The sequence below is a fragment of the Virgisporangium ochraceum genome, from assembly GCF_016863655.1.
Classification (GTDB): Bacteria; Actinomycetota; Actinomycetes; order Mycobacteriales; family Micromonosporaceae; genus Virgisporangium; species Virgisporangium ochraceum.
In genome coordinates this window covers 13,882-33,754 of sequence record NZ_BOPH01000085.1, presented here as the reverse complement: position 1 = coordinate 33,754, position 19,873 = coordinate 13,882, and the positions used below count along the sequence as shown (strand labels likewise).

Annotated in this window: 24 protein-coding genes; 14 read left to right on the top strand and 10 right to left on the bottom strand. The window is 73.1% G+C overall.

Going from position 1 to position 19,873, the window contains the following annotated elements:
* Window positions 1–52: 52 nt before the first annotated feature.
* From Voc01_RS30195 to Voc01_RS30185, 3 genes are all read left to right on the top strand, one after another.
* Entirely contained in the window at window positions 53–325 is a 273-nt protein-coding gene (locus Voc01_RS30195; protein ID WP_203930994.1) for a helix-turn-helix transcriptional regulator, read from the top strand.
* Window positions 326–572: 247 nt separating this feature from the next.
* Window positions 573–1,874: an L-fucose:H+ symporter permease gene (gene fucP, locus Voc01_RS30190; protein ID WP_203930993.1), complete on the top strand. Its 1,302-nt coding sequence runs from the start codon at window positions 573–575 to the stop codon at window positions 1,872–1,874.
* Window positions 1,871–3,133, top strand: coding sequence for an ABC transporter substrate-binding protein (locus tag Voc01_RS30185; protein WP_203930992.1), 1,263 nt, complete (start codon window positions 1,871–1,873; stop codon window positions 3,131–3,133). The genes fucP and Voc01_RS30185 overlap by 4 nt, the downstream gene beginning before the upstream one ends.
* Window positions 3,134–3,137: 4 nt before the next feature.
* Here Voc01_RS30185 and Voc01_RS30180 read toward each other — a convergent pair whose 3' ends face one another.
* Entirely contained in the window at window positions 3,138–3,758 is a 621-nt protein-coding gene (locus Voc01_RS30180; RefSeq protein ID WP_203930991.1) for a hypothetical protein, read from the bottom strand.
* A 59-nt stretch (window positions 3,759–3,817) separates the two neighbouring features.
* On the bottom strand, window positions 3,818–4,363 hold the full coding sequence (locus Voc01_RS30175) for a TetR/AcrR family transcriptional regulator (protein WP_239160582.1): 546 nt from the start codon (window positions 4,361–4,363) through the stop codon (window positions 3,818–3,820).
* A gap of 95 nt (window positions 4,364–4,458) precedes the next feature.
* Between Voc01_RS30175 and Voc01_RS30170 the strand changes: the two genes are divergently transcribed.
* The 3 genes from Voc01_RS30170 to Voc01_RS30160 all read left to right on the top strand — a co-directional run bounded on the left by Voc01_RS30170 (window position 4,459) and on the right by Voc01_RS30160 (window position 6,498).
* Entirely contained in the window at window positions 4,459–4,938 is a 480-nt protein-coding gene (locus tag Voc01_RS30170) for a hypothetical protein (RefSeq protein WP_203930989.1), read from the top strand.
* The gene (locus Voc01_RS30165; RefSeq protein ID WP_203930988.1) at window positions 4,935–5,621 is read left to right on the top strand and encodes a class I SAM-dependent methyltransferase; all 687 of its coding nucleotides are present in this window, start codon (window positions 4,935–4,937) and stop codon (window positions 5,619–5,621) included. Before Voc01_RS30170 ends, Voc01_RS30165 begins: the two co-directional genes overlap by 4 nt.
* A gap of 337 nt (window positions 5,622–5,958) precedes the next feature.
* Window positions 5,959–6,498, top strand: a complete 540-nt coding sequence (locus Voc01_RS30160; protein ID WP_203930987.1) for a barstar family protein — start codon at window positions 5,959–5,961, stop codon at window positions 6,496–6,498.
* A 31-nt stretch (window positions 6,499–6,529) separates the two neighbouring features.
* Here Voc01_RS30160 and Voc01_RS30155 read toward each other — a convergent pair whose 3' ends face one another.
* From Voc01_RS30155 to Voc01_RS30135, 5 genes are all read right to left on the bottom strand, one after another.
* Window positions 6,530–7,225, bottom strand: coding sequence for a cupin domain-containing protein (locus tag Voc01_RS30155; RefSeq protein WP_203930986.1), 696 nt, complete (start codon window positions 7,223–7,225; stop codon window positions 6,530–6,532).
* Window positions 7,222–7,494, bottom strand: a complete 273-nt coding sequence (locus tag Voc01_RS30150; protein WP_203931027.1) for a DUF6807 family protein — start codon at window positions 7,492–7,494, stop codon at window positions 7,222–7,224. The genes Voc01_RS30155 and Voc01_RS30150 overlap by 4 nt, the downstream gene beginning before the upstream one ends.
* 24 nt (window positions 7,495–7,518) lie before the next feature.
* A complete protein-coding gene (locus Voc01_RS30145) occupies window positions 7,519–8,619 on the bottom strand; it encodes a Gfo/Idh/MocA family protein (protein ID WP_203930985.1) in 1,101 nt (366 codons plus the stop codon).
* A gap of 106 nt (window positions 8,620–8,725) precedes the next feature.
* Window positions 8,726–10,501: an NPCBM/NEW2 domain-containing protein gene (locus Voc01_RS30140; RefSeq protein ID WP_203930984.1), complete on the bottom strand. Its 1,776-nt coding sequence runs from the start codon at window positions 10,499–10,501 to the stop codon at window positions 8,726–8,728.
* Window positions 10,502–10,587: 86 nt separating this feature from the next.
* Complete coding sequence (locus Voc01_RS30135; RefSeq protein WP_203930983.1) at window positions 10,588–10,977, bottom strand: hypothetical protein; 390 nt, start codon at window positions 10,975–10,977, stop codon at window positions 10,588–10,590.
* An 86-nt stretch (window positions 10,978–11,063) separates the two neighbouring features.
* On the opposite strand from Voc01_RS30135, the gene Voc01_RS30130 reads away from it, so the two are divergent.
* The 5 genes from Voc01_RS30130 (at window position 11,064) to Voc01_RS30110 (ending at window position 14,458) form a co-directional block, all read left to right on the top strand.
* Window positions 11,064–12,008, top strand: a complete 945-nt coding sequence (locus Voc01_RS30130; RefSeq protein ID WP_203930982.1) for a hypothetical protein — start codon at window positions 11,064–11,066, stop codon at window positions 12,006–12,008.
* Window positions 12,009–12,094: 86 nt separating this feature from the next.
* The gene (locus Voc01_RS30125) at window positions 12,095–12,265 is read left to right on the top strand and encodes a hypothetical protein (protein ID WP_203930981.1); all 171 of its coding nucleotides are present in this window, start codon (window positions 12,095–12,097) and stop codon (window positions 12,263–12,265) included.
* 64 nt (window positions 12,266–12,329) lie between these two features.
* Window positions 12,330–12,800: a GNAT family N-acetyltransferase gene (locus Voc01_RS30120; protein WP_239160580.1), complete on the top strand. Its 471-nt coding sequence runs from the start codon at window positions 12,330–12,332 to the stop codon at window positions 12,798–12,800.
* 37 nt (window positions 12,801–12,837) lie between these two features.
* Window positions 12,838–13,329: a nitroreductase/quinone reductase family protein gene (locus Voc01_RS30115; protein WP_203930980.1), complete on the top strand. Its 492-nt coding sequence runs from the start codon at window positions 12,838–12,840 to the stop codon at window positions 13,327–13,329.
* Window positions 13,330–13,414: 85 nt separating this feature from the next.
* Entirely contained in the window at window positions 13,415–14,458 is a 1,044-nt protein-coding gene (locus Voc01_RS30110; RefSeq protein WP_203930979.1) for an MBL fold metallo-hydrolase, read from the top strand.
* 1 nt (window position 14,459) lies between these two features.
* Here Voc01_RS30110 and Voc01_RS30105 read toward each other — a convergent pair whose 3' ends face one another.
* Complete coding sequence (locus Voc01_RS30105) at window positions 14,460–14,960, bottom strand: hypothetical protein (protein ID WP_203930978.1); 501 nt, start codon at window positions 14,958–14,960, stop codon at window positions 14,460–14,462.
* Window positions 14,961–15,062: 102 nt separating this feature from the next.
* On the opposite strand from Voc01_RS30105, the gene Voc01_RS30100 reads away from it, so the two are divergent.
* From Voc01_RS30100 to Voc01_RS30090, 3 genes are all read left to right on the top strand, one after another.
* Complete coding sequence (locus Voc01_RS30100; RefSeq protein WP_203930977.1) at window positions 15,063–15,662, top strand: dihydrofolate reductase family protein; 600 nt, start codon at window positions 15,063–15,065, stop codon at window positions 15,660–15,662.
* A 36-nt stretch (window positions 15,663–15,698) separates the two neighbouring features.
* Entirely contained in the window at window positions 15,699–16,571 is an 873-nt protein-coding gene (locus Voc01_RS30095; RefSeq protein WP_203930976.1) for an exodeoxyribonuclease III, read from the top strand.
* A 351-nt stretch (window positions 16,572–16,922) separates the two neighbouring features.
* Window positions 16,923–17,900, top strand: coding sequence for an alpha/beta hydrolase (locus Voc01_RS30090; protein WP_203930975.1), 978 nt, complete (start codon window positions 16,923–16,925; stop codon window positions 17,898–17,900).
* Window positions 17,901–17,966: 66 nt separating this feature from the next.
* Here the strand turns inward: Voc01_RS30090 and Voc01_RS30085 are convergent, their stop codons facing one another.
* Both Voc01_RS30085 and Voc01_RS30080 read right to left on the bottom strand, forming a co-directional pair.
* Window positions 17,967–19,277 carry a hypothetical protein gene (locus Voc01_RS30085; protein WP_203930974.1) on the bottom strand — a complete coding sequence of 437 codons (1,311 nt, stop codon included), beginning with the start codon at window positions 19,275–19,277 and terminating at the stop codon, window positions 17,967–17,969.
* Window positions 19,270–19,806 (bottom strand): sigma-70 family RNA polymerase sigma factor, encoded by a 537-nt coding sequence (locus Voc01_RS30080; RefSeq protein ID WP_239160579.1) that lies wholly within the window; start codon window positions 19,804–19,806, stop codon window positions 19,270–19,272. Before Voc01_RS30080 ends, Voc01_RS30085 begins: the two co-directional genes overlap by 8 nt.
* Between the last annotated feature and the right edge of the window lie 67 nt (window positions 19,807–19,873).

Here is a 19,873-nt window from a genome sequence, read left to right as displayed (position 1 = left end):
TATTTTAATACCACGCCTGGTGGTATACAAATACCGGGCCTAAGGTGGTCGGGTGGTCCGCAACCCGCTCACGCCCGAGCAGCTCGAGGCCGGCAGGCAGCTCGGTCTGCGCCTGCGCGACGCACGGGGTGACCGCGCGTTGGACGACATCGCCCACGCGGCGGGCATCTCCCCGGAGACCCTACGCAAGATCGAGACCGGCCGCCTCCCGACGCCGGCGTTCGGCACCGTCGCCTGCCTGTGCGACGTGCTCGACCTCCCCATCGAGGACCTGGCCGCCACCTGGCGCCAGGGCCTACGCACCCGGCTGAAGGCCGTCTCCTAACCCGCCCCCGCCCCCCGCCCCCCCGCCCCCGCGCCGCCCCGGCGCGCCAGCCGCGCCGATCTTGCACTTGTGGCCGCACCTATATCGTGATTCGTCGCTTTTATCGGGGGCCACGACTGCAAGATCGGCGAGGGAGAGGGGCGGGGAGGGCGGCCGGGGGGCGGGTGATCGACGTGCGGCTATCCGTGCTGCGTGGTTGCATGGGGTGACACTCTGACTGCGGAGTGCCGTTGCGGAAGGGGACTCGATGACGAGCCTCGCCCCGGAGCCGGTCGTCGAACGGGAGTCGCGCCCGCCTCTGCTCGGCCGTGGGATGGTCGTGCTGTTCGTGGCGCTGATCGGGTGCTTCACCGCGTGGGGCGTGGCGCAGGACCTGACCACCCCGATGGTCGCCGGCTTCAAGCGCATCTTCGAGATGAGCACGTTCCAGGCCTCGCTGGTGCAGCTGGCCTACTTCGGTGCGTACTTCCTGCTCGCGCTGCCGGCCGCGTTCCTCAACCAGCGGTTCGGCTACAAGGTCGGCATCCTCGCCGGGCTGGGCCTCGCCGCGCTGGGCGCGTTCAGCTTCTACCCCGCCAGCAAGATCATGACGTACGAGGCGTTCCTGGTGGCGCTGTTCGCGATGGCGGCCGGCTGCTCGATGCTGGAGACCTCGGCGAACCCGTACGTCATGTCGCTCGGCCCGGAGGAGACCGCGACCCGGCGGCTCAACTTCGCCCAGGCGTTCAACCCGGTGGGCACCAACCTCGGCGTCCTGCTCGCGGCGACGCTCATCTTCCCCAAGCTCGCCGACCCGGTGGACATCTCGTCGCTGACCCCGGAGGAGCTGCACGAGATCCGCGCGGCCGAACTCGGCGCGGTGATGGGACCGTACCTGGGGCTGTCCGTTCTGCTGGTGGTCATCGCGGTGGTCATCGCCACCCAGAAGGCGCCGCCGATCGTCGAGGAGTTCCCCGACACGGGTCCGCACGAGGGCAGCCTGTTCCGGGTGCTGTGGCACAGCGGGCGCTACCGGTACGGCGTCGTCGCCCAGTTCGCCAACGTCGCCGCGCAGGTCTGCGTATGGACGTTCGTCATCCAGTACGTGCAGCAGGCGCTCGGCGGAAGCCTGGAACAGGGCGGCTTCTACCTCCAGATCAGCCTCCTGGTGTTCCTCTTCTCGCGGTTCTTCATGACGTGGCTGATCGGCCGTGTCCCCGCGACGCGGGTGCTCGCGGTGCTCGCGTTCGTGGCCGTCGGGCTGTGCGCGTTCGCGATGGCGAGCCCGAACCTCGCCGGCGTGGTCGCGGTGGTCGCGCTGTCGTTCTGCCTGTCGCTCATGTTCCCGACGATCTACGGCGTCGCGCTGGCCGGTCTCGGTCCGGCGACCAAGTTCGGCGCCGCGGGTCTGGTGATGGCGATCGTCGGAGGTGCCATCATGCCGCTCGTCCAGGGCAAGCTCGTCGACGAGACGAGCGCGGCGGTCTCGTTCGTGGTGCCGGCGGCCTGCTTCGCGGTGGTCGGCGGGTACGCGCTCTACGCGCTGCGCACCGGGCGGGTGGCGTCATGAGGCGGCTGCTCGCGGTCGCGCTGGTGCTCGCCGTCGCGGGCGGGTGTTCCGGCGACGACCCGACGAGCGCGACGAAGGCGACGAGCGACCTCGAGGTGGTGTCGTGGTGGACCTCCGGCTCGGAGGCGACCGCGCTCGACGTCCTCCTCGACGCGTTCCGCCGGGAGAACCCGGGCGTCGACCCGGTCAACGCGGCGGTGGCCGGCGGGGCCGGGTCGCAGGCGGTCGTCGCGCTGGCGCGGCGGCTGCGCGGCGACGACCCGCCCGACGTCTGGCAGACGTTCGCCGGCCGCGCCGTGCGCGGCTACGCCGACCGCGGCGTGGTGCGCGCGGTCCCGTCGGTGGTCGACAGCGCGTCGATGCATCCCACGATCCTGCGGTCGCTGCTGCGCGACGGCCGGCCGTACGGGGTGCCGACCGGCGCGCACCGCTCGAACGTGTTGTACTTCAACGTCTCCGTGCTCGCGAAGGCCGGGGTGGCACCGCCCGCGCCGGGGTACGACCTCGCCACCTTCCACAGCGACCTGCGCCGGCTGAGGGACGCCGGCGTCACCCCGCTGTGCCTCGGCGCCCGCGACCCGTTCACCACCGTCGAGCTGTTCGAGAACGTCCTGCTGGGTTCCGTCGGCGTCGACGGGTGGCGCGACCTGACCGGCGACACCCTCGACTGGCGCGGCACCCGCGTCCGGTCGGCGTTGCAGTCGTTCGGCGAGCTTCTCGGGTACGCCGATCCGCAGGCGGGCGGCCTCACGTGGGACGCGGCGATGGGGAAGCTGGCGAGCGGCGGCTGCGCGTTCGGGTCCATGAACGACTCCGCGTACGGAGAGCTCGTCGCCGGCGGCGGCCGGGAGGGCGCGGACTTCGGCGCCGTTCCGTTCCCCGGCACCGGTGGCGCCTTCCTCGCCGTGGTCGACGTGTTCGTCGCCGCGACGCGGGCCGCCAACGCCCGCAACGCGATGGCCTTCCTCGGCGTCATCGGCCGGCCGGAGGTGCAGACCGCGTTCAGCCGCGCGAAGGGCTCGGTGCCGGTGGTGCGCGACGCCGACGTGTCGTCGCTGCCCGCGTACCAGCGCGCCGCGTCGGCGGACCTGTGGACCCTGCCGGTGCTCATGTCGGTGACGCACGGGCAGGCGATGCGCCCGGAGTTCCAGGAGGGCTTCTACGACGCCGTGCAGGCCTACGTCCGCTCGCGTGAACCGGACGCGTTCGCCGACGCCCTCGAGGACGCCGTGGCGCGTGACCGGGTGCCGCCGCGCTGATCGCTCACCCGATCCGTACCCGGCCGCCGGAGAGGCGGTGCAGCTCGGCGAGCACGTCGTCGGCGCGCCGTCCACAGTAGAACGTCGACGCGGTCAGCCGGCTGCCGAACATGGCCTTCTGCGCGCCCATGTCGATGCGGGCCCAGACTCCCGCGTCGGCACCGGCGCGGGTGTCGTGCGCGAGGACGCAGACGGGGCGGTCCCACAGCCACCGGCGGGCGTAGACGTGGGCGACCGCCGGCCACGGCAGGAAGACCGACCGCGCCGGCCACTTCCGCGCCCGGACCCACACCCCGTCGGTGTTGGCGGCGAGCACCGGTCCGCCCGACAGACCGGCCACGAGCATGATCCCGAGCTGGAAGAGCCCACCGGCCACCACGATCGCGCCGGGCATGAAGCCCAACCAGCCGATGTCGTCGAGGTCCTGGTCGAGCATCGTGAAGAACGCCGTGTACATGCACAGGAACAGCGACAGCGGCAGACCCACGTAGAGCGAGCCGAACACCGCCAGGAACCGGCTGGCGCGGTGCCGCAGCACCAGCGGTTGGTCGTCAGGGATCCGGTCGACCAGTTCCGGTAGTGGGTAGCCAGGCGGAACGGTCCAGCCGTACTGCGGTGCGTCCATGGTCAGCCCTCGTCTCGTCGGCACTCATTCTCGTCGATGCCGGCAACCGCGGACGCGCATCAGGCGTCGAGGATCAGAGCGGTGACGCGCGTGAGGACCTCGGCGCGGGTGCGGTCGCCGTGGTCGGCGACGAGGAAGTGCTCGCCGATCGCGACGCAGAACGCGATCAGGCTGCGCGCCTCGACCTCGTCGGGGTCGGCGCAGAAGGTGCCGATCGTCTCGCGCAGCAGTCCCATGCGCCGGTTGTCGACCCGGCGCAGGCGCGCGGCGACCGCCTCGTCGCGGCGGGCCCAGTCGCGCACCGCGAGGTCGATCGGCAGGAGCCGGTGGTTGGAGAACGTGAGCGCGCCGGCGCGCCGGATCCGGGTGCGCGGGTCGCCGCCCTCCCGCTCGACGCGGGCCAGCACCTCGTCGGTGCTCTCCCGCTCCCAGGTGTCGAGCATCGCCTCGAGCAGCGCGTCGCGGTCGGCGAAGGAGCCGTAGAAGCCGCCCTTCGTGACGCCGAGCCGCTTCGCCAGCACCTCGACGCGCACGGCGTCGGGGCCACCGCTCGCCAGCACGAGGAGACCCTCCTCGATCCACCTGCTGCGCGGGGTACGGGTCACGGCCACGGTGTGCCTCGCCTCACATCTATATACGGAACCGTATAAACGGTCTAGCCTGCTTCTATACGCTACCGTATACGAGAACGGAGGCTCCGATGGTCACCAGGACCACGGTCGGTCGCACCGAGCGCGTGCTCAGCTCGCTGCCGCGGATCGACTACGCCGACCGGTTCGCCATGACGCCAGGCGTCGACGCCGGCCCGGAACGCTGGGCGCGGGCCATGTTCGGTGACGTGCCCTCCGCCGGGGAGGTGTTCATCTGGCGCGGCATCCTCGGCCTGCGGCTGCACCGTGGCCGCTCGCCGTCCACCGTGGCCGGCTGGCGGATCGGCGGACGGGGCGGGGACTGGATCCGCCTCGACGCGCAGTCCTGGTTCCTGGCCGCCAACCTGCTCGTGCGGGTGGTCGACGGGGAGGTCTCGCTGACCACGCTCCTGCACTACCGCCGGCTCCCGGGCCGGCTGGTGTGGCCGCCGTGCTCCGCGGTCCACCGGCGGCTGGTGCCCCGGGTGCTGCGTGACGCCGCGTCCCGGGTGGGTCGCTCCAACCCCTCGCCCATACACTCACCCGGGTGACCGATCGGGAACGGGTTCGTGGGGTACGGCAACGGCTACGGCGCGATGGTCCACAGTGGACACGCAGCGCGACCGACTTCCGGACGGTGACGCTGCCCGACGGCGACTGCGATCTGCTGCGCGACCTCCTGGTCGCCGCGGGCGCCACCACGGTGGTGGAGATCGGGCTCGCCTACGGCAGTTCCGCGCTGGCGATCGGCGAGGCGTTGGCGGCACAGGGAACCGCGCGGCACGTGATCGTCGACCCGTTCCAGGACAGCGCCTTCTCCGACGCCGGGTGGGCGGCGCTGTGCGAGGCCGGCCTCGACGCGATCGCCGAGCTCGTCCGCGAGTGGTCGTCGATCGCGTTGCCGCGCCTGGTATCCGAGGGGATCGTCGCCGACGCGGCGTTCGTCGACGGCAGCCACCGGTTCCACGAGGTGTTCGTCGATCTCTACTTCCTGCGCAAGCTCGTGCGCCCGGGCGGGCTCGTCGTCCTCGACGACCAGTGGGCGCCGTCGGTGTCCACCGCGGCCCGCTACTTCGAGCGGAACCTCGGCTGGGAAAGGGTTTCCGACGCCTTCGCCGGCGGCAGCACGCGGCGTGCCGGCGACGACCCGTCCGCCGACCTGGTGCCGCGCTGCGTGGCGTACCGGATGCCGGAGCCGTCGGAGCCCGCCTTCACGGACTTCCGACCGTTCTGACCATCGAGCAGCTGACCCGCTTCGCGGCGACGATCCCGTGGCAGCACCTCACGCGTCAGGCGTGACAAGGGAGCGCGGGACCGCGCCCCTTCCCACCTCACGCGGACGGCGTGAACGCCCTGACCTCCAGCCGCCCGACCGAGCTCGTTCCGGTCGACCGCAGCACGACCCGCAGCCACGACGGGTTGACGTCGGCCTCGCCACCGCCGCCGTCGCAGCGTCCACCGCGCGGGGATGTAGACGGACTTGGCGGCGGCCGTCGCGGGCGTCGGCACGGCGATCAGGTCCGCGGCCATCGCGAGGCCGGCCAGCAGTGCGAACGGTAGGATCGGTCGATGTGACGGACACCGAGCTGCCCACCGACCTGCCGGCCGACCTGGCGGCGGTCGCCGTACGGGTGATCGGCGGACGCGGTGACGTGCTGGCCCTCGAGCTCGCCCCCGACCACCTGCAGCCGCTGCTCGACCGGCTCGACTGGGAGATCGACGACGACCGGGTCACCTGCCGGCTCGTGCTCGGCGCGGCCTGCACCACGGCGGCCCGGACGGTGGAGCAGTTCGTCGCCGCGATGCAGTTGCCGTACGCCGCCAGCCGTGGCTGGGCCGACCTGCTCGACCACCTCGGCGACCGGGCGGTGAACCGGCGCGAGTACGTGGTCGTCGCCGACGCGGCCGACCTGCTGCGGCACGAGGACCCGGGGCTGTGGCACCGGCTGGTGCGGGACCTGGCGGCCGGCCCGTTCTGTCTCGGCGGCGGCTGGACGACGCTCGTCCTGGTCGACGACGCCTACAGCTGGTCGTGCTCGCGGTTCGGCTCCGCCGTCGGCGCCGAACGGGCCGCGAGGGACCTGCCGGAGCACGCCGCGCGCCGCTGGTAGCGCGGGCCGGAGCACGCCGCGCGGCTGCTGCTCAGCCGCGCACGTCGTGGGTGTGCAGGCGACCGCACATTCCCCAGCCCGCCCGGGTGCTCTGCGGCGACTCCCGGACACCTGCCACCCGCAGGTGGCTCCCGTCGCCGCGGGCCAGCGCCTCGAGGATCGCGTCGGTGTGCCGGGTGTCGGCCGCGACGGTGCCGGTCCACAGCTCGCGCCACCGCTCGACCGACGGCCGCACGAGCGCGGTGGCGTGGTCGTAGAAGCGCAGCAGCGTCGCCCCGCCGCCGGAGACGAGCTGCTGGAACCCCTCGACGGCGAGGTCGCGCCGCCGTCGCACGGCCTCCTCCGGGTCGCCGTCGGGCAGCGTCGCGGCCGCCCGGTAGCGGACGGGATCGGCGACGACCTCCGGCGGGAACGTCATCACCGCGTCGCCGGCCTCGGGCAGGCCCGCGTTCGACATCACCACGACCACCTCCAGCCCGCCGTGGTTCACCGCGCGGTGGACCACGCCGGGGCTGAACCAGACCGCCGAGCCGGCGCGCAGCGGCGTCTCCCGGAAGCCCGACATGTCGAGCGTGTGCAGCACGCCGCTGCCGCCGGTGACCACGTACGCCTCGGTCGACGCGGTGTGCAGGTGCGGGGTGCCGCCGGCGAGACCGTCGGCGCACTGTCCGGAGTAGACGGACAGGCGGGTCACCGACGTGCCGCCGGGAAACGTGGGACCGCTCATGACGACAACACTGCCGGAAGGAGCGGGGGAGCCGCCAGCGCGGCCCGCCCCGTCGTCGTGGGCGACCCGAACGCCAGCGGCGCACCGCTGACGTTGGTGAGCGCGGTCTCGAACATGAGCACCCAGCTGAGACCGTCGGCGACGGTCGCGGTGACGGCGCGGTTCTCGGTGACGCACGGCAGCGCCAGGCTGATGCCCTTGTGCCACACGTGGTCGTGCGGGCGGAACGTCGCCACCGGGTCACCGGCGAGCGTGCCGACCGGGTACAGGTACGTGGTCCATCCGCAGCACCGTCATGCCCCGACCGACTCCCACGGCGCGCCGGCACCGTTCATCCGGCGGGCGAACGGGCTGCCGGCCATGATCTGTCCACTGTGGACGGGCGCGCCGGTGAACGCGGAGGCGTAGATGGCGGCGGCGAGCTCCATCGTCCGCCGGGTGTCGGCGAGCGTCACCGGGGGTGCCGTGCCCGCGCCGAGCGCGTCGAGCACGGCGGCGAGCTGCGCGGTGTGCCCGCCGGTCACCGTGGTCTCCGAGCGTTCGGCCCACGCCGAGGACAGGTGTTCGTGACCGGGCAGCGGCGTGAGCGTCCAGTCGTCGAGCGTGTAGCCGTACAGGTGCGTCAGCTCCACGGTCGCGTACTCGAGGTCGAACCGTAGCCGCGACGTCTGCCGCGGCGAGACCACGGAGTTCACCACGGTCGCGAGAGTGCCGTCGGCGAAGGTGACGAGCGCCATCGACACGTCCTCGGTCCGCACCGGACGCGAACGCCGGGCCGCCACCGCGGTGACCTGCTCCCACGGCCCGAGCACCGACAGCAGCAGATCGAACTGGTGGATGCCGTGGCCCATCGTGGGTCCGCCGCCCTCGGTCTCCCAGGTGCCGCGCCAGGGAACGGCGTAGTACGCGTCGTCGCGGTACCAGAGGGTCTCGCAGGTGGCGACCATCGGGCGTCCCAGCTCGCCGGCCGCGACCATCGCCCGCAACCGCGCGGCGCCGGGCCCGAAGCGGTGCTGGAACACCGTGGCCACGTGCGCGCCGCCGCGCCGGGCGGCGTCGGCCATCGTGTCGAGCTCGGCCAGGGACAGCGTCGGCGGCTTCTCGACGACCACCGTGACGCCGGCGCGCAGGCATTCCAGGGCCAGCGGCAGGTGCGTCGCCGGCGGGGTGCACAGGTGCACGAGCTTCACGTCGCCGCCGGCGAGCAGCGCGGCGAGGTCGGGTGCGACCGTCGGGACGTCCCAGCGGTCGGCGAACGCGCGCGCCCGCTCGGCGTCGAGGTCGACCACCGCGGTGAGCCGGACCCGGTCGGCGTGGTCGCGCAGGGCGGTGGCGTGGGCGCCGGCGATCGCGCCGGTGCCGACGATCGCCGCGCGGTATGGGGGTTCGGTCATGGTGGGGCGCTGCTCCGGATCGGCGGCTGGAGAGGAAAGCGCTTTCCTCGGCCAGTCTGCCCGCACCGCGCGCCGGGGTCAAGGCCGCCGGGTCAGGGGCCCCGGGTCAGCACTGGAACTGGGCGTCGGCCCACACCGCGGTCGCCGGTAGGCCGCCGTCGCGGCGTGTGGTGACCACGAGCTCGATCCGCTCGACGTCCCGGAGCTCGAGCGTCACGTGCCGTCCGCCGTCCCGCGGCGTCATCGGCCCGGACCGGTACAGCGGACGGTCGTCGCCCCACACCGTGAACCCGATGCGGGCCGGGTCCGCGTTGCCGGCGGGCGCGACAGCGGCCACGACGGCCACGAACCGGTGGCACTCCGCCGGCCGCGCGACGCGGATCCGGCTGAACGGGTACACGCCGAGCCCGTGCTCGTACCCGATGCCGTCGACCTCGATCGGCGCGCCGTCCTCGGGCTCGTCGCCGCCGTTGGTGCTGTCGCGCTCCACCGGACCGAGGCCATTGGCGATCGCGGTGTACGGCAGGTCGCTGATGTAGCGGGTCTCCTGCGCCTGCGGCTGCCGTTGCGGCGACGCGGTCGGCGGCCCCGGACTGGCGACGGCCACCCCGGTCAGCCCGAGGGCGAGGACCGCCACGAGCCCGAGCACGAGCGGCGCGCCCCACGGCCGGTTCCCCGCCGCGACAGCGACCGGCGCCGGCGACCCGGTGGTGGTGATGCCGGCCGGCGCGGGGGAGACCGGTGCGGGGGAGTCCTGTCCGGCGACCGCGTCGGCGCAGACGGGTGCCGGCCGGCGCCGCGTCCACGGCAGAAGCTGTGCCGGACGGCCGGCGGACAGGTCCTCGATCCAGCCGAACACCAGCACCGCGACGGCGGTCATCACGCCCACGGCGGCCAGCAGCGCGACCCACCACGTGGCGCCGCTGAGCCCCAGCCGCTGCACGACGAGCAACGCGACGATGCCACCGGGCAGGTGCCACAGGTAGATGGTCACGGCACGGCGGTTCACCGCCGCCACCGCGGTCGTGGCCCAGCGCCGCGCGCGCAGCCACGCCATCCGCGGCTCGAAGCGCAGCACCACGAGCACGAACGCCGCCGACCACAGGCTGCGCCCCACCGGCACGTGGTTGAGGTCGAACGTGCCCGTCCGCAGCCCGTACCACAGCACCACGCCCGCGCCGGCGACCGCGAGGGTCGTCGCCGCGACGAAGAACTGCCGGTCGGTCAGCCGCCGCAGCCAGCCGTCCTGGTGCGCGAAGCCGAGCAGCCAGCAGCACACGTACGTGCTGACGTTCCACATCGCGTCGGTGAAGTAGCCACCGGGCGTCAGGACGCCGAGGTCCACCGCGACCGGCACACCGATCGCGACCGCCAGCGACAGGCGCGGCCACCGGCGGTAGACCATCAGCAGGACCGGCGACAGCAGCACCAGCCACAGGTACGTGACCAGGTACCACAGCATCACCGTGAAGCTCCAGCCCCAACGGCCGCCACCCGGCGGGGTGTGCAGCGGCACCAGCCACCACACGAGCTCGCCCCAGCCGAGCTTCGACGCCGGCGCGTCGGTCCAGCCCTGCAGCAGCATCACCGGCACCGCGACCGCGCCGAGGCCCCACAACGCGGGCAGCAGGCGACGCACACGCGACCGGATCACCCGCGCGCCCGAGCGGTCCAACGAACGGGCCATCAGCGACCCGGCGACCGCGAACATGACGCCCATCGCCGGGAACACGATCGGTATCCAGGCGAAGCCCAGCACGTGGTACACGACGACCCGGACGAGCGCGGCCGCCCGCAGCACGTCCAGGTACAGGAACCGCTCCCGCGGCGCGGCCGCGACGGCACGTGGTGGTAGAGCGCGCTCGGAAAGGGCGCTGGACACAGAGAAACTCCTCACACGGGGCGGTGCGGGCACGGCAACGTGGCCCGGTCACCGACCCTGGCGGGCCGGCTCGCGGGTGAGCGACATCACCGTGCGGGCGGTGGTGCGCGGCCCCGATGCTGCCGCGCGTCGCCGTCGGCGACCGGTCCGGACGCAAACGCCGGAACGGGCCATCCGGTAACGGCCTCGGCCGACCGGTACGGCGCGGAGTGTCCACTGAGGAGGTCGAGTTCGACGGAGCCGGTGCCGGTCCGCACCGCCAGGACGCGCACGTCGGTGCGGCCCGTGGTCGCGCTCGGACCGGACGTCGCGGCGCCGAGAACGGGACCCGCTGAGCCGCCGACCGGCACGGGCGCCAGCGCGGCCACGGCCATGGACAGGGCCGTGGCGGCGACGACGAGCAGGGAGGCCAGCAGCACCAGCGCCGGCAGGCCGATCACCTGCGGACGCCGGCCCCGCCACGGCCGCGCCATCATCGCCTCGCACCTCCACCCCTGTGCTACCCCACCGTACCGTCTTGTAGTCTTCGGTCCCGGGATGCGGCGAGGAGGTGCCAGCGCGGGTGACACAGCCGATCGCGCTGCCGCCCTGTGAGCCCGGTGGTCCCGATCCGCGCGCGGTCGCCGCGTCGGTGGAAAGCTGGGTGACGTCGCCGGAGCTGGCCGAACTGGTGAAGCACTTCGGTGGTGTGGTGCCGCATGGACCGTTCGACGCCGTGCTCGACCACGTGGCGGAGTTCTCACACGCGTGGGACTTCCGCGGCGGGGTCAAGGAACGCTTCGACACCGCGCGCGTCTACTACGACACCGACCTCGACGCGCGCCTGCGGGTCCTCATCGACGCGTTGGGCCTCGGCGGCCGCCCCGGGCCCGCGCACCCGGCCTACGACCACGTCGTCGTGCTCGGCGGCGGCATCCGGGTGTCGCTGGGCCGCACGGAGTACGCCGCCCGGCTGCTCGCCTCCGACGTCCGCACCCGGACCCTCGCCGGGCTCGGCAGCCTGCGCTACCGCGACGACCGCGAGTACCGCGAGGGCCTCCGGCTCGGGCTCGACCCGGTCGAGACCGAGGCAGACATGATGCTGGTGGGGCTGCGGAAGTTCCTGGACCTGCCCGCGGCGACCGGCGAACGCGGCGGCGACGGGTGGTGGCACCGCACCTGGGATGTCGGCCGGCCCGGCATCGGGGAGGTGCACGTGCTGGCCGCCGCGTCGAGCCGGCCGGGGATGCGGGCGAACACGGCCGACACGCTCCTCGGGTGGGCCGAGCACATCGGCACGCCGGCGGCGACCGACCGGCTGCTCGTGGTCACGAACGATCCCTACGTGCGGCACCAGCACTGCGACGCCGTGCGCCTGCTCGCCACCCGCTACGGCTGCGGCATCGAGACCGTCGGCTACGACGCGGCGACGACGCGGGAATGGGGCCGGCCGCTGAGTACGACCGAGCTGCTGCAGGAGGTCCGGTCCTCGATCCTCGCGATGCGCAACCTGTACCGCGCCGTCTGAACACCGTGCGGCGCCAGGGCCCGGGTTCGGGGCGGAGCGGACCGGCGGACGGTTGCCCACCGGCGCGGGTGGGCAATAGAAATCCCATGGTTCAGCCGGATCCCGATCCCGAGGTGTACCCGCCCATCGACCCGAACGAGCCCGTTCCGGACGACCCCGGCGAGCTGCTGCCGGACACGCCCGACACGCTCCCGCCCGCGCCCCACGAACCGGGCCGCGGCCCCGGCGAGCCGGGCGGCGTGCCCGAGCCCGCATAGCGCGAGGCTGTCGCGGATCCGCCATGGCGGCACCGCCGCGGCCCGACGGCACTATGCTCGCGGCGTGGCCGTGACGCTGCGGGAGCTCACCGACGACAACCGCGACGCGGTCCTCGCCCTGCGGCTCGCGCCGGGGCAGGACCGGTTCGTCGGCTCCGTCCGCGCGTCGCTCGACGACGCCGCCGCGTACCCGGAGGCGAACGCCTGGTACCGCGCCGTCTACGCCGACGACACGCCGGTGGGTTTCGTGATGCTCAGCTGGAACGTCACGCCGCGGCCGCCGCACATCATCGGGCCGTGGTTCCTGTGGAAGCTGCTCGTCGACCGCGACCACCAGGGGCACGGGTACGGCGCGCAGGTGGTGCGGCAGGTCGCCGCGCTCGTGCGCGCCGAGGGAGCCACCGAGCTCCTCACCAGCTACGTGCCGGGCGGCGACGGCCCGGCCGGCTTCTACGAACGGCTCGGCTTCGTGCCGACCGGCGACGTCGACGCCGACGGCGAGATCATCGTCCGGCTGCCGCTGACCGCTGCCTGACCGCTGCCTGACCCGGTGCCGGCGCTATGCTCGCGCCGTGCCGGTACGCGACCGCTATGCGGGCCTGCTGCGACGGCTCGGGCACCAGCGGTGGTTCGCCTGGGTCGGTCGCCGGGTCACGCCCCTCGACCGGTGGCTGCGCCGGCGCACGAAGGGCCGCTGGTCGCTGTCCGGCGACCGCACCACGCCGGCGCTGCTGCTGACCACCACCGGCCGGAAGAGCGGGCTGCCCCGCGAGCAGCCGCTGCTGTACGCCACGGACGGCGGCAGCTACGTGGTCGTCGGGTCGAACTGGGGGCAGGCCGGGCACCCGGCGTGGTCGGCGAACCTGCTCGCCGACCCGGCCGCGGTCGTCGACGTCGACGGGACGCGGGTACCCGTGCGGGCCAGCCTGTGCTCCGGCGCCGAGCGCGAGCGGATGTGGGCGCTCCTGGCCGCGGTGTGGCCGGCCTACGACAGCTACGACCGCCGCGCCGGGCGCGAGCTGCGCGTGTTCCGCCTGACACCGGAGCGGGCGCCGGACGGGTGAGCCACCCGTCGCAGGGCGTCCCCCGGAAGGAGACACTGCACACAATCGTCTGGCGGGGGCTGCCGGGCTGCTGTTCACTGCCGTGATGGAGCAACGCCTGCGGGTCACGCCCGACGACCCGGAGCGCGACTGGACCGAGGCGGGCGTGTACGAGCAGCAGCCCGGCCTCTACCGCATCCCGCTACCCATGCCGAACGACGGGCTGCGCGCGGTGAACGTGTACGCGGTCCGCGACGGTGACTCCCTCGTGCTCGTCGACTCCGGCTGGTTCGTGGCCGAGGCCCGCGACGTGCTGGGTCGGGCGCTGCGCGCCCTCGACGCCGGGCCCGACCGGATCAGCCGCATCCTCGTGACGCACGTGCACCGCGACCACTACACGATGTCGGTGAAGCTGCGCGAGGAGTACCCGTCGATCCGCGTGGGGCTCGGAGCGGGCGAACGGGCGTCCCTGCGCGTCGTCCAGACGGCAACGCCCGACCGGCCCGGCGGGCTGCGCGACCAGCTCGCGCTCGGCGGCGCGACGCCGCTCGTCAAGGAGCTGTCGGAGGTACCCGTCTACCACGACACGAGCGAGTGGCACGACCCCGACGACTGGCTCGACGCGCCGTCGACCATCGAGCTCGGCACCGCGACGTGGGAGGCGCACCCGACACCCGGCCACACGCGGGGACATCTCGTGTTCGTCGACGCCGCCCGCGACGTGATGTTCTGCGGTGACCACGTGCTGCCCCGGATCACGCCGTCGATCGGGTTCGAGCCCGCGGCGGCCGAGTCGCCGCTGCGCGACTACCTCGACTCGCTGCGGCTGGTGCGCGCCCTGCCCGACCGCCGGTTGCTGCCGGCGCACGGCCACGTCGGCGCGAGCGTGCACGCCCGCGTCGACGAGCTCATCGAGCACCACGACAACCGGCTGCGCGACACCGCCGACGCGGTGGCCGACGGGGGAACGACCGCCTACGAGGTGGCCCAGCGGCTGCGCTGGACCCGGCGCGGGCGCGCCTTCGACGAGCTCGACCTGTTGAGCCGCTGCCTCGCGGTGACCGAGACGGCCGCGCACCTCGACGTGCTCGTCGGCACCGGGCACCTGAAGCGCACCGAGAACGACGGCGTGCGCTGCTACGGCACCTGAGTCAACCGCCCTGCCACAGCGGAGTGTGGTCGACGACGTCGGCCGGCGGCGTAATCTGTCCATTGTGGACAACCAGGGGTGTGACGTCGTGGCTCTCGTGGAAGCGCAGATGCCCGGCGTACCCGTCGCGCGCCGCCCACCGGCCCAGCCACCCGAGCATCGTGCGCAGCTCGTAGAACTGGTCGGGATGCAGCTCCTGGCGCACCGTCAGCGCCCACCCGGCCGGCTGGTCGCGCGGTACGAGTGCGGCGACGAGCGCACCGCCGATCCGCGACGCCGCGCCCGTGACGGCGAACGCGGCCGCGGGCTCCGCGGTCTCCCACTCGCAGCCCGGGTCCTCCGGGTCGCCGAGCGGGAACGTCTCCAGGTAGGCGTCGGTGCCGAGCACCAGCCGCTCCGGCCGCTCGCCCCGGCCGACGTGCCACCGCAGCTCGGCCAGCTCGTCGGCGCCCAGGCCGGAGCCGAGGTCGAGCGCCAGCACGAGCTCGTACAGGTCCGCCATGCGCGTCACCCTATCGTTTCAAGATTTTTCCGGACGCGCGTCAAGGCGGGCCGGTCGGCTCCGACCGACGGCTGACAGGCACCGAGAGAGAGGACCACCGTCATGAGCAAGGTCGTCTGCAACATCGCAGCGTCGCTGGACGGCTACGTCGCCGGCCTGAACCAGAGCCTGGAGCACCCGCTCGGCGTGGGCGCCGAACGCGTGCTGCACACCTGGATGTTCGACGCCGCCGAGGAGAACGCCGACGAGCTCGCCGAGATCACCGACGCGGGCGCGTTCATCATGGGCCGCAACATGTTCGGACCGGTGCGTGGCGAGTGGGAGGGCGACTGGCGTGGGTGGTGGGGCGAGGAGCCGCCGTACCACGGGCCGGTGTTCGTGCTGACCCACCACGAGCGCGCGCCGCTGCCGATGGACGGCGGCACCACGTTCCACTTCGTCACCGGCGGGATCGACGAGGCGCTGGGGCGCGCCCGCGAGGCGGCGGGGGAGCGGAACGTCTCCGTCGCCGGCGGCGCCTCGACGGTGAACCAGTTCCTGGCCGCGGACCTGCTCGACGAGCTGCGCCTGCACGTCGCGCCGGTGCTGCTCGGCGCGGGCGAGCGGCTCTTCGAGGGGGTCGGTCGGACGGCCCTCGACCAGGTCGGCGCGCGCCAGACGTCGCTGGTCACCCACCTGCGGTACGCGGTGCGCCGCGGCTGAGGGTCGACCGGTGCCGGCGCGGGTAGCGTGGGGCGGGTGCGGATCGCCACCTGGAACGTGAACTCCGTGAAGCAGCGCCTGCCCCGCTTCCTGCCGTGGATCGACGAGCGTAGACCCGACGTGCTGTGCGTCCAGGAGACCAAGCTCACCGACGCCGCGTTCGCGAAGCTGCTGGAGGCCGAGCTCACCGCGCGCGGCTACGAGTACGCCCACATGGGACAGGCGCAGTGGAACGGCGTCGCGATCATCTCCCGGGTCGGGCTCGACGACGTCGTGTACGGCGTCGAGGGCGCGCCGGGCTTCCCCGACGCCGCGTCCGACCAGGAGGCCCGCGCGGTCGCCGCGACGTGCGGCGGGGTCCGGGTCCACTCGCTGTACGTGCCGAACGGACGCGAGCCCGACTCCGACCACTACCGGTACAAGCTGGTCTGGCTGGCCGCGCTGCGCGCGGTGGTGGCGGCCGGTCCGGAGGCGGCCGTGGTCTGCGGCGACATGAACATCGCGCCGGCCGACGCCGACGTGTTCGACCCGAAGGCGTACGTCGGGCAGACCCACGTGACGCCGCCGGAACGGCAGGCCCTGGCCGACCTGCAGGCGCTGGGCCTGCGTGACGTGGTCCGCGACCGCTGGCCCACCGAGCGGGTCTTCTCCTACTGGGACTACCGGGCCGGCATGTTCCACAAGGACCTCGGCATGCGGATCGACCTCGTGCTCGCGAGCGCACCGGTGAGCGACCGCGTGCGGGCGGCGTGGATCGACCGCCACGCCCGCAAGGGGACCGGGCCCAGCGACCACGCGCCGGTGATGGTCGACCTCGACGAGGCACCCGACGGCGACATCGGTCCGGTGGTGCCGCCGCCGTCGGTCACCGGGGCCAAGCGGGGCTTCATACTGCCGCAAGCGCGCTGAATCCGACAATCGAGGGAAATCGCCCCGACATACATGGCCATTAATTAGTGGCGGTCGTTGTGCTGCGCATTTTTCACGGTACTTAACAGTAGTTCGGATTGTTGCCGGCGACGGCGAAACCGTTGTGTCGTCACGCGTCCCGATTTGCGTCACGCGGACCCATGAAAACGCGATGGGCCCTACCATTCGATGGCCCTATCCATTCATTCATGGAACTGGACAACTATGTCTAAATTCGCTCGATTGCTGGTTTCTGCGCTTCTCGCGACGGTATTCGCATGTGTCGTCGCGCCGTCCGGGGCGCAGGCGGGGGATCCGGGTTGGGCGACCTGCTCCCAGCAGACCGTTCCGGTGACGCTGTCGGCCACCGACCCGACCGTGTACAACCTGGTCGGACGGCTGTGCCTGCGCACAGACGGCGTCCGCGGGTCGAAGACCGTGCAGCTGCTCGTCCCCGGCATGACCTACGACCAGAACGTGTTCAACCTGTCGCATTCGCCGAACTCGTACTCGTACGTCTACGCGGCCACGAGCCGCGGATATTCGACGTTCGCCATCGACCGGTTAGGCACCGGTCTGAGCGCCAAACCGGCACCCGACCTGCTCACCCTGCAGTCGCACGCCTACGTCGTCGGACAGCTGACCCAGAAACTGCGCGCCGGCACGATCGGCGGCCGCGCATTCACCACGGTGGTCGGCGTCGGACATTCCTTCGGTGCCGCGATCATGCAATACCTCGCGGGCACCTCGACCGTGGCCGGAACGGTGCCGGACTATCTCGTTCTCGGCGGATTCCTCACCGCCGGAAACGCGCCGATCCTGACATTGTTCGCCAACTCGCTGCAAACGGCGACGGCCGACCCGAAGTTCGCCGGATCGGGGCTGCCCGCCGGCTACCTCACCACGGTTGCGGGCATCCGTGACGACCTGATGCTGCACGTGCCGGGTGTGGAGACGGCGATGCCCGCCCAGGACGAGTCGATCAAGTCGCTGTCCACCGTCACCGAACGGTTGACCATCGGCGCGGCCCGCGACCCCGCCGTGATGGGCAACGTGCGGGTGCCGGTCTACATCGTCGTCGGGCAGTACGACGGCCTGTTCTGCAACGAGGCGACCGGGATCAGCTGCGCCAACGCCGCCGCGGTGCGTGCCCGGGAGCTGCCCAACTTCACCAACGCCAGGACCTGCCTGAGCACGTACGTGGTGCCGAACTCCGGTCACACGTACGGGCTGCACGTCCGGGGGCTCGACGCCTACACGGCCACGAGCAACTGGATCGACCTCTACACGTTCTCCGGCACGAAGAACGCCAACGGCTGCGTGGTCTGACGCACCGGGGAGCCGGGTCGGTCGCCCGACCCGGCTCCCGCCTTCACGCGGAACGTGAGACCGCCTTCACGCGGGGAACGTGAGACCGCGCCAGCTCCACCCGTCGTCGGAGACGTACACGAGGTCGCCCGACGTCACCACGTACCGGCCGGTGGCCTGCCGCGAGGTCACCTGGGTCAGCATCCGCAGCGCGGCCGGGTAGCCGGCCAGCGTCACCGGTGCGTACGGACCGCCGTCGCGGCTGGCCCGGAAGTCGTCCCCGCACTTGACCACGTGCGCGCCGTCGGCGGTCACGAACCCCGCGTCGGGCACGTCGGGCAGCACCCCGCCGGGCACCGGTTCCCACGTTCGCCCGCCGTCGGTCGTGCGGTACGGGGCGAGCCGGTCGTCGGCGGAGTAGATCAGCGCGTGCGCCGTGGTTCCGGTGCCGGCGGCCACCGTCGGCAGGTACTTGCCCGCGACGCCCCGGCCGTCGTCGTCCGCGGATACCCCACCGGCGAACACGTGCGTGGTCCACGTGGCGCCCCCGTCGGTGCTCGACGCGACGGCCGGCTTCAGCGTCGCCGGGTCGAGCCCGGGGATCCACAGGTGGCCGCCGACCGGTACGTCGGTCTGCGCCGACCACCAGCCCTCGTAACGGAAACCGGTGGGCTGGTTGGCGAGCCGCGCGAACCGCCCGGTGGCCGGGTCGACCGCGTAGAACGGGCACGGCTTCTCCTCCCGCAGGGCGGCGCAGTCGACGGGACGGGTGCCGGCCGGCACCGCGGCCACCGGCTGCTCCGCGATCGTCGGCCGGCGCCACGTGCGTCCGCCGTCGAGCGTGACCCAGTTCCGCTCGACGCCCGGCGGGATCGAGGCACCCGGCGAGCCTGACGAGAGAAGGTCCGGCAGGTTCACCGTCACCGCCTCCGACCACATCAGGACCCCGGGCGCCAACGGCGTGAGCGCGACCGTGCGGGGCTCGGTGCCGCGGTCGTCGGGCCGCGGTGGGGTCGCGCGCGGCGTCCAGGTGCGGCCGCCGTCGGCGGACACGAGCAGTTCGGACCCGCAGGCGCGGCAGCGTTCGACGACGGTGTAGAGCTCGTCGGCCCGCGCGGCCACGACAGCGGTCCACCGGGGCCACCCGGCATCCGGGTCGAAGCCCGGCGAGGTGGTCGGTGTCGGTGCGGGTCCCGCCTTCCGGCCGCCCCCGTCCGGTCCCACCGACAGGCCGACCGCGGCCACGACCAGCGCGGTGACCCCGGCCACGACGGACGACACGGTGTGGCGGCGGCGCCGGCGGACGCGGACCGCGCGCCGGCGGATCGTGTCGAAGTCGGGCTGGCGGGCGACATCGTCGGCGTACTCGCGCAGCAGCGCGAAGTGTCCCTCAGGCACGGCGCACCTCCTCGGTGGCGTCATCGACGGTCGGGGTGTCGGTCATGAACCGGGCGAGCGCGGTACGGCCGCGCGCGAGTCGCGCCTTGACCGTTCCCACCGGGACGCCCAGCGTGGCGGCCACCTCGATCACCGGCAGGTCGGCGAGGTGGTGCAGCACCACCGCCTCGCGGGTCGCGGGCGCCAACCGGCGCAGCGCCGCGAGTAGTTCGACGCGGTCGGTCGACAGGCCGGGCACCGCGGCCGGCGTCACGTCGACACGGCCCGCGCGGACCAGCTTGTCGAACACCCATCGGCGGCGGTACCGGGTACGGGCGACGTTGAGCGCCACCACCCGAAGCCACCGCTCCGGGTCCTCGGCCCCGAGGAACGACCCCGGTCTGGCCAGCACCCGCGCGAACGCGTCCTGTACCGCGTCCTCGGCCTCGGCCAGGTCGCCGATCAGCCCGAACACCTGCGCCACCAGCCGGTGGTAGTGGACGCGGTAGGCCTGGCGCACCACGTCTTCCGGATCGTCGTCGGCATCCACACGCTCTCCCTCACGGTCGTCGGTGCCCCGGGTTCCGCAGAAGGACCAGCGGCGCGGCCTCCGGGTT